At 47.6% G+C, this 14,476-nt stretch carries 13 protein-coding genes and 1 tRNA gene; 4 read left to right on the top strand and 10 right to left on the bottom strand.

Annotated features, from left to right (window positions below; genetic code table 11):
- Positions 1-36: 36 nt before the first annotated feature.
- From J2W69_RS10345 to J2W69_RS10335, 3 genes are all read right to left on the bottom strand, one after another.
- Positions 37-1,317, bottom strand: coding sequence for a metal-dependent hydrolase family protein (locus tag J2W69_RS10345; protein WP_310277767.1), 1,281 nt, complete (start codon positions 1,315-1,317; stop codon positions 37-39).
- 126 nt (positions 1,318-1,443) lie between these two features.
- Complete coding sequence (locus J2W69_RS10340; protein ID WP_310277764.1) at positions 1,444-1,983, bottom strand: DUF1285 domain-containing protein; 540 nt, start codon at positions 1,981-1,983, stop codon at positions 1,444-1,446.
- A 230-nt stretch (positions 1,984-2,213) separates the two neighbouring features.
- A tRNA-His gene (locus J2W69_RS10335) sits at positions 2,214-2,289 on the bottom strand.
- A 167-nt stretch (positions 2,290-2,456) separates the two neighbouring features.
- On the opposite strand from J2W69_RS10335, the gene J2W69_RS10330 reads away from it, so the two are divergent.
- Entirely contained in the window at positions 2,457-3,275 is an 819-nt protein-coding gene (locus J2W69_RS10330) for a mechanosensitive ion channel family protein (protein WP_310277761.1), read from the top strand.
- Between the two features lie 3 nt (positions 3,276-3,278).
- On the top strand, positions 3,279-4,076 hold the full coding sequence (locus tag J2W69_RS10325; protein WP_310277757.1) for a DUF481 domain-containing protein: 798 nt from the start codon (positions 3,279-3,281) through the stop codon (positions 4,074-4,076).
- Between the two features lie 80 nt (positions 4,077-4,156).
- Here the strand turns inward: J2W69_RS10325 and J2W69_RS10320 are convergent, their stop codons facing one another.
- The 7 genes from J2W69_RS10320 to J2W69_RS10290 all read right to left on the bottom strand — a co-directional run bounded on the left by J2W69_RS10320 (position 4,157) and on the right by J2W69_RS10290 (position 12,336).
- Positions 4,157-4,753 carry a response regulator gene (locus J2W69_RS10320; RefSeq protein ID WP_310277754.1) on the bottom strand — a complete coding sequence of 199 codons (597 nt, stop codon included), beginning with the start codon at positions 4,751-4,753 and terminating at the stop codon, positions 4,157-4,159.
- Positions 4,753-5,220: a sensor histidine kinase gene (locus J2W69_RS10315; RefSeq protein WP_310277752.1), complete on the bottom strand. Its 468-nt coding sequence runs from the start codon at positions 5,218-5,220 to the stop codon at positions 4,753-4,755. Before J2W69_RS10315 ends, J2W69_RS10320 begins: the two co-directional genes overlap by 1 nt.
- A gap of 29 nt (positions 5,221-5,249) precedes the next feature.
- Complete coding sequence (locus tag J2W69_RS10310) at positions 5,250-5,807, bottom strand: sensor histidine kinase (RefSeq protein WP_310277749.1); 558 nt, start codon at positions 5,805-5,807, stop codon at positions 5,250-5,252.
- Positions 5,808-5,861: 54 nt separating this feature from the next.
- Positions 5,862-6,554: a tetratricopeptide repeat protein gene (locus tag J2W69_RS10305; protein ID WP_310277747.1), complete on the bottom strand. Its 693-nt coding sequence runs from the start codon at positions 6,552-6,554 to the stop codon at positions 5,862-5,864.
- Positions 6,555-6,657: 103 nt separating this feature from the next.
- Positions 6,658-10,020, bottom strand: a complete 3,363-nt coding sequence (gene sbcC, locus J2W69_RS10300) for an exonuclease subunit SbcC (protein WP_310277744.1) — start codon at positions 10,018-10,020, stop codon at positions 6,658-6,660.
- Positions 10,017-11,249 carry an exonuclease subunit SbcD gene (gene sbcD, locus J2W69_RS10295; protein WP_310277741.1) on the bottom strand — a complete coding sequence of 411 codons (1,233 nt, stop codon included), beginning with the start codon at positions 11,247-11,249 and terminating at the stop codon, positions 10,017-10,019. Before sbcD ends, sbcC begins: the two co-directional genes overlap by 4 nt.
- Before the next feature lie 85 nt (positions 11,250-11,334).
- Positions 11,335-12,336, bottom strand: coding sequence for a M20/M25/M40 family metallo-hydrolase (locus J2W69_RS10290; RefSeq protein ID WP_310277738.1), 1,002 nt, complete (start codon positions 12,334-12,336; stop codon positions 11,335-11,337).
- A gap of 155 nt (positions 12,337-12,491) precedes the next feature.
- On the opposite strand from J2W69_RS10290, the gene rhtA reads away from it, so the two are divergent.
- Positions 12,492-13,373, top strand: a complete 882-nt coding sequence (gene rhtA / locus J2W69_RS10285; protein WP_310277735.1) for a threonine/homoserine exporter RhtA — start codon at positions 12,492-12,494, stop codon at positions 13,371-13,373.
- A 71-nt stretch (positions 13,374-13,444) separates the two neighbouring features.
- Positions 13,445-14,314 carry a hypothetical protein gene (locus tag J2W69_RS10280; protein WP_310277733.1) on the top strand — a complete coding sequence of 290 codons (870 nt, stop codon included), beginning with the start codon at positions 13,445-13,447 and terminating at the stop codon, positions 14,312-14,314.
- The last annotated feature ends 162 nt before the right edge of the window (positions 14,315-14,476 follow it).

Below are 14,476 nucleotides of genomic sequence, written 5' to 3'. Positions count from 1 at the left end.
GCAGCCCCAGGCTGCCTCTTTGTTTTAAGTCTGTGGTTATTGTTTGTAGACTACACCAGCTTTCATGACAAAACTGACCTGACCCATTAACTGAATATCCTGCAGCGGATCGCCTGGTACAGCCACTAAATCAGCAATTTTACCTACAGTGACAGAACCAAGTTCCTGATCCACTTTTAATAAACGAGCCGGCTCTATAGTCGCGGCCTGAATAGCTTCCATTGCAGGCATGCCAGCTTCAGTCATAAACACAAACTCACGCCAGTTATCTCCATGAGCTCCAACACCAGCATCTGTGCCAAAGGCAATTTTAACCCCTTCTTTATAAGCGACAGAAAATGTGTGTTGAATTTTAGAGCCTATAGCAGCAGCTTTTGGCCGAACCAATTCAGGAAAAAAACCTGGAATTTCGGCTTTTTCCGCAGCCCATTTGCCTGCACTGATGGTCGGCACATAATAAGTGCCATGTTTTTTCATCAGTTTCATTGTGGCTTTATCCATTAAAGTGCCATGCTCTATTGAATCCACACCAGCTTCAATGGCTCTGTCCATGCCCTCTTTGCCATGCGCATGCACGGCCACTGTCATGCCATAATCTTTGGCCGTATCGACAATAGCTTTTAGCTCTTCTTTACTAAATTGTGGATTCGAACCACTTTTGGCCACACTCAGCACACCACCAGTGGCTGTGATTTTAATCAGGTCTGCGCCTTCTTTGTAGCGCTGCCGTACCGCTTTACGTGCTTCGTCAGCCCCATTAATAACGCCATCTTTTGGACCTGGATCCCCCATTAACTCATAAGCAACACCGTTGGTCGGATCAGCATGCCCTCCGGTGGTGGCAATAGATTTACCCGCGGTATAAATACGTGGTCCTTTAACATAACCTGAAGTTATGGCTTTGCGCAGAGCTGTACTGGTGTGATGGCTGGTACCCAGCTCGCGCACTGTGGTAAAGCCTGACAATAAAGTTTTCTCGGCAAAAGTTGCACCACGCAAAGCGACGTCAGCTTCATTCATCAAAAAGGCTTCAGTGTAAGTAGCAGGGCTCATCTGAGTCGAGAAATGGGTATGCATATCCATTAAACCCGGCATCAGCGTATGACCTTTTAAATCAATAACCTGATCACCTTCAGCAGGTGTTTTATAGCCAGACTCCACAGCGATAATTTTGTCGTTTTCGACAACAACGGTCTGTTCACTCAATACTTTGTCTGTATCCGCTGTGATCAGTTTGCCGGCATGGATTAATGTGGCGCTTTGGGCCGTTCCGGCGACAAATAAAGCGCTGGCGATGAGGGTCAATTGGAATTTCATTTAAGCTCCTGTTGGATAAACACAGCTTTTTCCAGCTGCTGTGCAACGACTATGAAACAGGAATGCTAAAGCAGCAAGAGCTGAAAAAATGAATGCGATACAGAGCCTTAGATCCGGGATTAACGGTTAGTCCAGAGACCCAAGTTCAAAATTTTCCCCGGCAGAATAAATGTGCAGCGTAGTTTTCCCTTTGTTCTGTATAGGCAAAGCCAAATCAACCAGCTGATAATAAGCCGCTCTGCTGAATTTAGCCGTTAAGCCACGCCACAGCCGCAGGTATGGCAAGAGCTGACCGTCTGGCTGAGGCTGCAAAAACAATGGATATTCAGCCGTAATTAATACTTGGTCAGCTAAATTAGTGGTCGCAACAAGGGTGGGCGTTTCACCCGTTTTTTGCTCTATAGCCACTATGACAAAAGCAGCATCTTCAACCTGAATACGAACTTTTTCGACCGGAGTCAACAGAAAGTACTCTTGCTGTTGCCGGGTTAACACTGAAGCAAAAAGCTGCACCAGTTCAGGCCGCTGGATTTTGGAATCCAGATAGAACCAACCACCATGCCGATCGATACGAATAGGGATATCGCCGCAAAAAGCTGGATCCCAAAGCTCGATAGGGGCTAAATAAGGGCTTTGTAAAGACAACTGTAGTTGTTTTAAATCCATGATGGTGCACATAAAAAAGGAAAGACAACACAAAGCATAACAACAGAATGACGCCAGAGGAAACCAGAGTGACTAACGAAGCCAGAACCAGAGGTGCTTAGGAAAAATTGGGGGAAATTGGAGTGACTACTGATGAAGCTCGAACCCGAACTCAGAATTAACATTATAGAGGAAATTGGGGTGACTACTGACGAGGCTCGAACCCGAGATTCCAGAGGAAAGTGGAAAATTGGGGTGACTGATGGGGCTCGAACCCACGACAACCGGAATCACAATCCGGGACTCTACCAACTGAGCTACAGTCACCACAAGCGGCGCGAATTCTAGCTAAATTCCTGGTCGAAGCAAAGCTATTTTTACAAAACAAAGCCCTAAGCCGTGTTTGGCTTGGGTCGGGCCACTGGCTGTGCTAGGGTATGGCCGTCAGACCAGCTGACAGCTATCTAAGCAGTGCCTCGAAAATGGAGAAAGATATGCAACAATTTCTGGATTTTTTGGAAAAAAATCAGCAATTGATTTTAAGTTACAGCGTCAAAGTACTGGTTGCTTTAGTCATTTTATATCTGGGCCGTTGGCTGGCTAAAAGCCTGACCCGCATGCTGGAAAGAGCCTTACTTCACAAAAAAGTAGACAGAGCTGTTGTCTCTTTTTTAAGTGGCATTATTCAGGCCGCTATTATGGTGGCCACTGTTCTGATTGCCTTATCGCAAGTAGGTATTCAGACTGCCTCTTTTATCGCCATTTTAGGTGCTGCCGGTTTAGCTATAGCTTTGGCCTTGCAGGGTTCTTTGTCGAACTTTGCTTCAGGTGTATTGATCATTTTATTCCGGCCTTTCCGGGCTGGTGATTTTGTCGATGCGGCCGGAGTTTCTGGCGTGGTGGAAAAAATTGAGATTTTCCAGACAGTGCTGAGAAGTGCCGATAACAAACGTATTATTGTGCCCAACTCTCAAATTACCGGCTCAGCCATAGTGAATTACTCTGCCGAAAAAACCCGCAGGGTAGATTTAGTAGTTGGTATAAGTTACGACTCAGATCTAAAAAAAGCCAAAGAGTTGCTTGAACAAATACTCAAAGCTGACAGTCGTATTCTCGCTGAACCAGCCCCGGTTATTGCTGTTGGTGCATTAGCCGACAGTTCAGTCAATATTTTAGTACGTCCATGGGTAAATGCAGCCGATTATTGGCCTGTGTACTGGGGCACTCTGGAACAAATCAAGCTGACCTTTGATGAACATCAGATTGTGATCCCCTTTCCACAAATGGACCTGCACCTCAAAAAGGAAAAGTAAGGTATGAAAAAAACTCTCTGCTCCCTGTCAACTCTGGGCTTTTTAACCGCTCTGGGCAGCATGTTGATTTTGAGTGGTCTTTTGACAGTACAGGCCGAAGAAAGTACCTCCAGTACCTCCAATACAGCAAAGTTGGGCTGGAGTACCTCTGCGGAACTAGGTGCTATTACAACCTCTGGTAACACCAAAGGTACTTCTATCACAGGAAAAATAGACGCGAAACAAGAGTTGGAACAGTGGTCTAACGACTATACCTTCAGTGCTTTTTTTAAGCGTGATGAAACTACAGCAGACGATGGTCAGACGCTGGTGGAAACCTCGGCTGAAAAATACGCGGCTTCCGCCAAAGGCGGTTATAAGCTGGATAAAGACTCTGCCCGATTATTTGTCTACGGCTCCCATGTGAGCGACCGTTTTGGTGCTTATACCGAATACACTACAGTGGCTGTAGGTTATGGCGATGAACTGTTTAAAACCGAGACTATGTCGCTGGAGGGTGAAGTGGGTCCTGGTTATTACAGAGGCGAAAAGGATCTGGAAGAAACTAAAAACGGCATGATCATACGTAGTGCTGCCACCTATCGCTGGCAGATCAGTGAATCTGCCCGTTTTAAACAAACCGTCAGCCTGGAGTACGGTGAAGACAACAGACGTTCTATTGCGGAGTCCTCGTTAACCGCCAAAATTAACGGCCGGATGCAAATGAAAGCCGCATTTTTAGTACAAAACGACTCCAAAGTACCAGTAGGTAAAAAGAAAACCGATACCCAAACCTCTTTAACTTTTGTGTATTCGTTTTAATCAGCCTTTTTTTAACCCTGCAGGGGCGCGGTTTACCTGCGCCCCTGCAGCGCCCCTAATGCTTCAAGTACAACGGGTAGTCATAACCAGCCTTTTTGTCGGGCTATTCTGGCAGCATCTACCCTGTTGGCCGCATTGAGTTTGCTGATGGCTTCCGACAAATAATTCCTGGCTGTACCTTCAGCAATATAAAGTGCTGCTGCAATATCTGCAGTGCTTTTCCCTTCAGAAGCTAATCGCAAAGCACGACGTTCTTTGTCACTTAAAGGGTCATGTTCACCTAAAGCTGATAATGCCAGTTCAGCATCTATGACTCTTTTGCCGGCCATCACCTGATAAATAGCCTGCACCAGTTGTTCAGATGGAGCATCTTTTAATAAAAACCCCTGAACACCGGCGGCGATAGCACGTTGAATATAACCAGCCCGGCCAAAGGTGGTGATCACTATGACCTTGATTTTGCTTTGTTGCTGTTGCAGATAAAGCGCTAATTCCAGTCCACTGCGGCCCGGCATCTCAATATCTGTCAGCAATAAATCAAAGTCTTGCTGTTTTAACAGCTGCAATGCCTGCTCGACGTCTGCCGCCTGGGTGATATCAAAATCGCCACTTAAACCCAGCAGCGCAGCCAAAGCGCCACGCACCATAGCCTGATCTTCTGCCAATAAAATACGCATCAGGCCTCCTTTGGCAAAATGAAACTAAAACTACTGGGTGACAGTTGCCATTCCAGCTTAGTGTTCAATGCAGCTAAACGCTCCTGGATACCTGTCAGACCATTGCCTTGTTTCAGCTCGCTGACTTTACCATTGTCCGATACCTTAACCTGGTGCCCATGCTCAGTCTCACCAAAATGGATTTGCACCTGATCCCCATGACTATGTTTTAGCACATTGGTCACCAGTGCAGTCAGGATCAAAACTACGGCAGTTTCTTCGCGGGCGGAAAGAGCTGGCACTTCCCCCTGAACATCCACAGCAAAACCCGCATCACGCAGTTTGCCGCTTAACAGCTGTACTTCACCGGCCAAGCCCTTATGTTTGTAGCCAGACACTGTCTGCCGTACCTGACTTAAACTTTCACGGGCTATCTGTGCTAGTTCTTTTAAATGCTGAGCAGCTAACTCATACTGCTGTTGTTGCATCAACTTGTCAGCCAGATCAGCTTTAAGCGCTATACCCGATAAACTATGCCCATAATATCGTGCAGATCCCGCGCTATACGCTCTCGTTCTACCATAGTCGCCAGCTGTTTAATTTCTTCGGCACTACGCTGCTCTTTCAGCATAGTTAAGCGTCGGACCCGGTCGAGCACTCCGAGCACACCTATCGCCAGCACCAGAGCTGAACCATACAACAGGAAATAAGGCGCGCCTTTGATAAAGAAGTGGTTCAGCAACACCAGTAAGGCGACCAGCGCTACAACTCCTGCTAAAAACTGACGGAAATTATAAGAAAAGCCGATAAAAAAGCTGACATAAGCAAACATCGAAATAGAGCCATAATTCAACGGCGTAATGCAGCTTGCAATCAGAGCCATCAGCAGTATAGGCAACAACATGTGAGTGGTATCAGTGCGGCCAATCCAGTAGTAACAGCCCACAAATGCCACTAAAGCTAACATCATCCACAAATAGTCGATCGGGCTGTAGTCGATGTAAAAAAACGGCGCTATATAAAACACCAGATTAACCAGATACACCCAGGACAGACGTTTTTCCAGCTCTAACATCACCTGCTCCTCAGCAGCAACAGGGGATCCAAAGAGCCCCAAGTCATAAGATTATTAACGATTCTGACTGTAACTTTGTTGCTGATCCAGCAGGAACTTAGCCCAGCCGTAGGAAGGGTCCAGCTCCATAGCTTTAGTCCAGTCGGCAATAGCACCAGCTTTATCACCCAGTTCCTGCTTTGCTAAACCGCGCCAGGTGTAAGCTTCTGCATGACCCCAGCAAATCTGCTGACAAGGTAAAGCATAAAGCTCTATGGCTTTGCTGCTCAGCTCCACTGCACTTTGTTTGCTGCCACCAAAAGCCGCTGGCGTATTGTAGGCGGTGATGGCCTTAATCAAAGATACGCGCGGATTCGCAGGGTCCAGTTCTGTTGCTTGCTGAATTGTTTTACCAGCTTTGGGACCGTACAAGGCACCTTTTACCGGGTTGTTGCCAATCTGCATACCATAAACACTGGATAACAAAGCCAGATGATCAGCTTGTGGCTGTGCTGTAGTTAACCGCTCCAACACAGACTGGGCTAAGTCTAAGGCTTGTTCTGCCTGATCTTTTTGACCTGTTAAGCCCGCTACAATAGACAAACGGTAGTTGGCATACGCTTTATTGTAATCTGCCGGATTTTCAGCAGCGTAAACAACCAATTGTTTTACATCCATGCTGTTAGACGCAGTATCAATTTGTTCAATAGTGGCAGCCTGAGCCAGGGTAAAAGTTAAAGTGCTTAAAGCAATGAGTAAAGTTTTCATCTTGATAGTCCTTTGCTGTTTCACCTTATTTGTGTGAAATCAGTATCGGAGGATCAATAAAAAAACATCAGGCACAAAAGTCATGACTTAAGCATGACTTTTGTCATCCATAACTTAAACTGCTATAGCCTAAGCCCTGCTGTTTTTGCAGCTTAATTTGCACCGGAATACGCTCTTTTAAGGCTTCAACATGGCTGATAATACCTATCATCTTGCCACTGGCATTGAGTTGATCCAAAGCGGCTAACGCGGTTTCCAGCGTGTCTGGATCCAGGGTGCCAAAACCTTCATCGAGAAATAAAGACTCAATGCGGGTTTTATGGCTGACTAAATCCGACAGTGCTAACGCCAACGCCAGGCTGACTAAAAAGCTTTCGCCTCCAGACAAGGTTTTGGTATCTCTGGCGGTATCAGCCTGCCAACTGTCGAGCACTTGCAGCTCCAGTTCAGCATCTGCTTTACGTGCCAGTTGGTAACGGCTATGCAGTTTATCCAGTTGCTGATTGGCCAGCCCCACCAGCTGCAATAAAGTTAAACCCTGCGCAAAACGACGGAATTTAGCACCGTCGGCTGATCCTATTAAGCTGTTGAATTTATGCCATTGCTGCACCAGCTGTTGCTGTTGTTCAATCTGACTGTACAGCTCTTGTTGCTGCTGCTGATGCTGCTGATCGCTGTGCAGCTGCTGTCGGCATTGACCCGCCTGTTCCAGTACAGCAAATAACTGCTGTTCCAGCTCTGTGCTTTGCTGCTGCAATTGTTCCAGACTTTGTTCTGTCAGTTGCTGCTTTTCCAAGTCGTTGATTTGCTGCTGCACTTGCTCTAACTGGCTTTGACAACGAATGCGCTCTGCTGCCAGCTTTTCTTTCAGCTCTGTCAGTTGCTGCACCTGTTGCTCTGTCAGTAACATGGCTAAGAAGCTGGTTTCGCTGCCAAACTGCTGTTGTTCCAGTTGCTTTTGCCAGTTTTGCTGCAATGCCGTTAACTTCACTTGCAATTGCTGTAGCTGAGTTTCACTTTGTTGCTGCTGCCCGGTTTTTTGCTGCAGTTCATTGCTTAATCCACTGAGCCGTTGCAACACAACTTCAAGTTCTTGCTGTGGTGTTGCACTCTGACTGGCAGATAGGTGCGCTAAATCCGCTTGTTGCAATTTATCTAACCAGCTTTGGTACTGCTGCTCGGCCTGTTGCTGCTGCATCAGCGCTTTATCCAGTTGCTGACTCTGTCGTTGCAACTCTTGTTGCCACTGCTGCCATTGCTGCGCTTGCTCTGCCCACTGCTGCCAGATCTGCTGTTGTTGCTCTGAAGCTGGCAGAGCAAAACCAAAAGGTTGCAACTCTTGCTGCCACTGCCGTTCCAGTTGCTGTAACTGCTGCTGATTTTGCCGCAGCGCTGCAGTGAACTGCTGCTGTTGCTGTTGTTGCTGCGTCAGTTGTTGTTGCAACAGTTGCTGCTGGTGCGTCAGTTCATGCTGCTGCTGTTGCCAGAGTTGACGTTGCAGCAGCTGTTGCTCTGTCTGCAGCTGTTGCTCCAGTCCCTGTTGAGCCTGCTGCTGGAACTGCTGCAATAAGGCTTTTTTTAAGCTGGCCTGTTGCAATTGCTGCTGCTCTGTCTCCGGCAGGTTGTGCAACAAGTCAGTCCATTGTTCACTTTGCTGCTTAATATCTGCGGCCAGCTGTTCTAACTGATAGTGCCGGGCTTTTTGTTGCTCTTCCAGTTGTAGTTGCTTCTCACGTACGGCTTTGCCCTGCTCTTCGACTTGTTTCAATTCAGCTGTTAAGGCCGCCAGCTCTGTTTCGGTCTGGCTTAAATCCAGCGCCTGATAACTGCTAATAGCAGGGTGTGTGGTGCTGCCACACAGTGGGCATTCATCGCCTGGTTGCAGCTTGGCTCTGTGACTGCTGAGCTCGGCAATCAGCCGCTCTTGCTGCACCAGTTTTTGTTTATCAGTCACTCTGTCGCTATACAACCTGAACTGCTCACGTAAAGCCGCGACTTGTTGCTGCAACTGCTGACTATCGCTTTGTTTTTGTTGCAGTTCCTGCTGTTCTTTTTGCTGTTGTTGCTGTTTTTGTTGTAACCCGGCGGCAACCCTCAGCAATAACGGATAAGTGTGCAGCTGATTTTTGCAATCTTGTACTTGCTGTTGCAATTGTGACAGTTCAATGGAGGAGGCAGGAGTGCTCTGTTGTAATTGAAGATCCAGTTGCTGTAATTCGACGCTTATCTGCTGCAACTGCTGCTCTACTTGCTGAGTGTCAGCCTGAGCAAGCTGGTTTCGCAGGACTTTTTGTTGATCTAACCCCTGCTGACGTTGCTGTAATAAAGGTTTCCAGCCTGCGACTGCTGCTGCCAGATCTGCACCCTGAGGTTGCTGTGCCAGTCGCGCTGTTAAGGTCTGCCCCTGTTGTTGCAGTTGCTGAACCTGTTGCTGCACCTGCTGTTGTATTTGCAAGGCTAAGCTTTGACCTTGCTGCAACTGCAGCTGTTGCTGATAGTTTAAATCATGCAACTGACGGGACTGAAGTTGCTGCTGTTCTTGTGTTTCAGTCACTGCCGAACGTTGCTGCTGCAGCTCTTTGTACAATGGCAACAACACTGCGGCTTTTTGATAACTTTGCAATTTGACCAACGCACTTTGTTGCATGGCCTGCTCTTGCTCAAATTGTTGCTGCTTCAGCTCTGCGTGGTGCAGCTGCACCGCTGCCTGCTGTTGCTGCTGACGCCAGGCTAATAATGGCGCTTGTTGCTGCTGTTTTGTTTTCAGTTGCTGCTGTTGCTGTTCCAAATCAGTTAACTGCTGCTGTAACAACTGGCGCTGCTCTAAACCCAGCAACACCACACCTGATGCTTTGGCCTGTAATAATTCCAACGCCGTTTTGTGCTGGCGGTTTTGCTCATACACCTGCATCGAAATCTGACCATAAATTTCAGTACCCGTCAGCTCTTCCAGCAGTTCAGCCCGCTCGTTAGCAGGTGCATTTAAAAAGGCAGCAAAACCACCCTGAGCCAGCAGCATCGACTTGGTGAAACGGCCAAAATCTAAACCTGTGATCTGCTCCGTCAGCTTTAGCTTTTCGTTACTTTTGTCTGTCAGTATTTCGCCATCTGCTTTGGCCAGCTCTACTTTGGCAGCCTGCAAATTACCGTCCACGGAACCACGGGAACGACGTTGACTCCAGAAAGCACGATACCGCTGGTCGCGTACCTGAAACTCGACTTCGGCCAGGCACTCACTGGTATGGCGGGTCATCAGCTCGTTGCTGCTTTGCGACAAGAGTTTTAAGCGAGGTGTCTGGTGATACAAAGCTAAACAAATGGCATCCAAAATAGTGCTTTTGCCTGCACCAGTCGGGCCTGTAATAGCAAAAAGGTTACTTTGATCAAAAGGCGGCTGAGTAAAATCTATTTTCCACTCGCCTTTCAGCGAGTTTAAGTTTTGCAGCCGCACCGACAGAATTTTCATGGCAACACCTGCGGTTCTGGTTGCTGCAGCTGTGTCAGCACTTGCTGCAACATCTGCTGAAATTCTGCTTTTTCGCTGTCGGTTAATTCTTCAGTGGCAAGCCGTCGCTGCAATACCAAATCCGGAGTCATTTCATGCAAAGACTCTTGCTGATCAGCCTGCAGAACACCAACAGCGGCCTGCCGTGCCCGCCGCAGTTTTAACAGTTCGACAGGTAAAGCCTCGAGATGTTGTTGCACCTGGCTTTGCAAATCACTCAGATAACCATCACTGCCGGTGAGTACCAGCTCCAGCCAGAGTTTTTGTCCAGGTTGTAGCATCGCCAGTGGCTGCTGCAATAAAGTATGGAGTTCAGTTAAGCTGCATTTCAGGCTTAACAAGGGTTGGAAACAAGGAATGGGCAGCAGCTCAATCTTGGCTTCAGGGCGGCTGAAATCCAGCAAGACCATGGATTTTTGCTGTTTTGCTTCATCAAAACTTAAAGGAATAGGCGAGCCGCTGTAACGGATATGTTCTTTACCTGCAACCAGTTGAGGCTGGTGGATATGGCCCAAAGCTATGTAGTCAAAGCCCGGAAAAGCACTGGCCGGAAAGGCTTCCAAAGAGCCGATATAAATTTCCCGTACCGACTCGCTGCTGCTGGCTCCTACTGTGGTCAGATGCCCTGTCGCGAGCAAAGGCAACTCAAGCTCCAACTCAGAGCGCAGCGCCACTGCCTGGCTAAAACATTGCTGATAACAGTCGGCTATGGCTTGCTGCAATTGCTGCTGTTTATCACTGGCCTGCTGACCACCAAGGCTTTGCAATACATCGCGGGAACGCAAAAAAGGCAAAGCCGCCAGAATAGCACCAGCTTTGCCGGCTTTATTATTTAGAACCAGAAGATGAGATTCTGCAGCGCCCAGCCAGCCAGGCACTACCTGGGTATGCAAACAAGCCAATAACTCTTTGCTTTCCTGCAATACAGCGACTGAATCGTGATTTCCACCCAGCATCACCAACTGACAGCCAGTGGGTTGCAAGTTGACAATCAGCTGATGATACAACTCGCGGGCATAACTGGCGGGAGTGGCGGTATCAAAAATATCGCCCGCTACTATCAATGCATCCACCTGATGCAATTCAATTTGTTGCTTTAGCCAGCCAAACAGGGCTTTGTGCTCGTCTGCTCTGCTTTTGCCAATAAAATGCTGGCCTAAATGCCAGTCGGAGCTATGAAGAATACGCATAAAAACCTGGATACGCTGCGCTATGCCGGAATAAGGCCAGCATAGCACAGGGTGATCTCTTTCATAAGTTGCTCAGAAGCTGGTATCAACTGGCGTCAAATAACAGCACTGCATCCAACACTGTTTCACTGACTTCACGATAAAACTCCTGATCAACATTGTCTATGGTATCTGTTGGCTGGTGATAATGCGCATGATCCGGTACACCAAAATACACAAAAGGCACCTGTCGTTTATGGAATTCCCTATGGTCTGAACTTAAGGTCCAGTCCTGATGAGTGCCGACCCGCCATGCTGGTCTGTCATATCCCAGCAACAAGCGCACAGAGCTTTGTTGCTGCAGTTGCAGCAGAGGTTGCCCCAACTGGGGATAATGATAAGAGCCAACCGCTATGAGTTGTTTGTTCGTATCATGACTGAGCATATCCATATTGATATTTAGCTTTATTTGTTCAGGCTTCAGCAGCTCTTGCTCAAACAGCATACGAGCGCCCCACATACCGCTTTCTTCGTTATCCAAAGCAGCAAACAGCACAGGATGACGAGGTGGATGTTGTTTAAAATAACGCGCTATGGCCAGCAAAGCTGCCACACCAGACGCATTATCGTCGGCCCCATAATAAATTTTGCCCTGATGTAAACCTAAATGATCATAATGTGCTGTCAGCACCAGCAAAGGTAAGGCGGGATCCGAGCCTTCAATCCGGCCCAGCACATTAGCAGCGCCTTTCATTAACTGGGCTTTGCCTGAAGTCGGCTGATAAGGCTGCAAATAACCTTCTGTACCTGCTGTAGCCAAACCAATAGCAGTGAACTGAGTCACCAACCATTGCTGAGCTTTTAAGCCCCCTGGCTGGCCTGTACCACGACCCGCCAGCTCTTCAGAGGCCAGGTAAGTTAAATCCGCCATTTGCCGCTGAAAATCCAGTCGTTGTGGCATCTCACTGACCTGGGGCAAGGGTTGAGACAACAAACGCTTTTGCTCCAATTGATTCAGCTGTTCCAGCAGATAAGGATGAAAAGCATAACCAAGACCTGCAACAATCAATAGCAACCAAAGCCACAGTGGAATACGGAATAACTTCATAAAAATCCTGACAAGCTATGCAAATAATGCAGCAGACTAGCGCAAACTGCATCAGCTCACCAGACAAAGGCACTGAAAGATCCGATATATCCTGTCGCCCGGCACTGAATTTGAGTGGTAAAATAGGGTTTCTTTTGTTCTGTTGTGAGAATTGTATGCCACAAAGCCGGAATGCCTCGTTTTGGTGGGCCATCGCCTCCGTACTAGTAGCCATGATGGCGATCCAGTCCGGTGCTTCGTTAGCCAAAACTTTGTTCCCTATCATTGGGCCTGAAGGCACTACAGCATTGCGGGTTGGTTTTTCGGCTTTAATTTTATCTTTCGTCTTTCAGCCCTGGAAAAAATGGCCCGCCAAACAAGACCAAAAAGCCTTGTGGTTTTATGGCATCTGCTTAGGTGGTATGAACCTGATGTTTTATCTGGCGATTGAACGTATTCCTCTGGGCATAGCTGTGGCGCTGGAATTCACAGGTCCTTTGGCTGTCGCCCTATTATCGTCCAAACGTAAGCTGGACTTGCTTTGGGTTGTGTTGGCTATGACAGGAATAGCTTTGTTATTACCATGGCAAACCGAAGCAACAGCTTTAGACCCTGTAGGCATAGCTTTGGCTTTGGGCGCAGGTGCCTGCTGGGCTGGCTATATTATTTTTGGCCAAAAAACAGGCAGCGCTGTGCACGGCGGTACTGCTGTAGCTTTGGGCATGGCAGTAGCTGCTTTGTTTTTATTTCCTATAGGTTTAGCCTCAGCGGGCAGCAGTTTGTTTAGCTGGACTGTATTACCTTTTGCTTTTGCGGTGGCCCTGTTATCCAGCGCCATCCCTTATAGCCTTGAGATGGTGGCATTAAAACGTTTACCCGCTCAGAGCTTCAGCATACTGATGAGTTTAGAGCCAGCTATAGCTGCTTTAGCCGCTTTAATTCTTCTGGCCGAGCAACTTAGTTTATTGCAATGGCTGGCTATTTTTGCGGTGATTGCAGCCTCTTTAGGCAGCAGCCTGACAGCCCGGAAAACACCGGCACCAGAGATGGTTACATAAATTAGCTTTTGATTCCTGATGCTACTGCTCTATGCTGAAGTTCAGAAGATACGCAGCAGGACCAGATGCGCATGTTTAAATCCTTGATTGTTATATGGTTTGGATTATCACTGGCTTTACCTTGCGCCGCGAAACAAAAATTTATCTGGCTGACTGACAGCAGTCCAGATCAACAGCCACAACAATACCGTCAGGCACTTGATGTGAATGGTGTGACCTTAGGTCTATTGATGCAGGGGATTTCAGACTTCCAGGCTGAACCTGTCCAAACCACAACAGAACGCGCCATGGCTATGCTGAAAACTGAAGCTTCAGCTTGCGCTGGCAACAGGTTAAAAAACGCTGAACGTTTAACCTTCAGTTACGCCACTGCTATTCCTCACACTGTGTTTCCGGGATTAAGGCTCTACAGCAAAAGCTCATCCAAAACCACGGCATGGCTCAAACAACAACTGAATGATCAACAACAGCTGAGCCTGCAACACCTACTTGAAAGCGATCAGAAGCTGCAGTTTGCCGTAGGGGGTGGTCGCTCTTACGGTGAACAACTGGACACACTGCTGAAACAACCCCAATGGCAGCATAAATTCTGGCAACGCCGCTCTGTGGATATGTCGGCCGGTCTGATTGATATGCTGGTACAAGGCAGAGTCGACCTGCTGATCGAGTACCCAAACGTGATGCAGCATTATTTGGCGCAACAGAGCACGGACACTCAATTGACCAGTTTTAGCATTCAGGAGGCAGAACCTTACATGTTGGGGTATATCCTCTGTGCAAAAACACCTGAAGGGCAGCAATTAACTGAGTTTTTTCAACAACGCCTGCAAAGCCTGTCGCAACAAAAAAGCTACCTTGAAGCTCATTTAGCCTGGGTAGATGCAGCCGACAGAGAACAACTGACACTGCTTTATAATCAGGTGTTTGATACCTCGTTTTAATTCCTGCAACACAAGTTGTTGCTATACGTGAGCCGGCCATCAGAAACAAACAGAGCAAGCACTGGTCGGACTTTTTTCATTTTTTCGATTTTTACCATTGTGAAAGCCTGTGTTCCTCAGTTAATTTAGAGACTTCGGATTTACAGCGCATTTATGCAGGTT

This window comes from Rheinheimera soli, from assembly GCF_031457405.1.
Classification (GTDB): domain Bacteria; phylum Pseudomonadota; class Gammaproteobacteria; order Enterobacterales; family Alteromonadaceae; genus Pararheinheimera; species Pararheinheimera soli_A.
Note: the sequence above shows the minus strand (reverse complement) of the source record. Positions and strands in the feature narration are given on the sequence as shown.

Coding starts and splice junctions, on each gene's coding strand:
- J2W69_RS10345 (WP_310277767.1), bottom strand. CDS start 1,317: ATGAAATTCCAATTGACCCTCATCGCCAGCGCTTTATTTGTCGCCGGA.
- J2W69_RS10320 (WP_310277754.1), bottom strand. CDS start 4,753: ATGCGTATTTTATTGGCAGAAGATCAGGCTATGGTGCGTGGCGCTTTG.
- J2W69_RS10340 (WP_310277764.1), bottom strand. CDS start 1,983: ATGGATTTAAAACAACTACAGTTGTCTTTACAAAGCCCTTATTTAGCC.
- sbcD (WP_310277741.1), bottom strand. CDS start 11,249: ATGCGTATTCTTCATAGCTCCGACTGGCATTTAGGCCAGCATTTTATT.
- J2W69_RS10330 (WP_310277761.1), top strand. CDS start 2,457: ATGCAACAATTTCTGGATTTTTTGGAAAAAAATCAGCAATTGATTTTA.
- sbcC (WP_310277744.1), bottom strand. CDS start 10,020: ATGAAAATTCTGTCGGTGCGGCTGCAAAACTTAAACTCGCTGAAAGGC.
- J2W69_RS10280 (WP_310277733.1), top strand. CDS start 13,445: ATGTTTAAATCCTTGATTGTTATATGGTTTGGATTATCACTGGCTTTA.
- J2W69_RS10305 (WP_310277747.1), bottom strand. CDS start 6,554: ATGAAAACTTTACTCATTGCTTTAAGCACTTTAACTTTTACCCTGGCT.
- rhtA (WP_310277735.1), top strand. CDS start 12,492: ATGCCACAAAGCCGGAATGCCTCGTTTTGGTGGGCCATCGCCTCCGTA.
- J2W69_RS10315 (WP_310277752.1), bottom strand. CDS start 5,220: ATGCAACAACAGCAGTATGAGTTAGCTGCTCAGCATTTAAAAGAACTA.
- J2W69_RS10310 (WP_310277749.1), bottom strand. CDS start 5,807: ATGTTAGAGCTGGAAAAACGTCTGTCCTGGGTGTATCTGGTTAATCTG.
- J2W69_RS10290 (WP_310277738.1), bottom strand. CDS start 12,336: ATGAAGTTATTCCGTATTCCACTGTGGCTTTGGTTGCTATTGATTGTT.
- J2W69_RS10325 (WP_310277757.1), top strand. CDS start 3,279: ATGAAAAAAACTCTCTGCTCCCTGTCAACTCTGGGCTTTTTAACCGCT.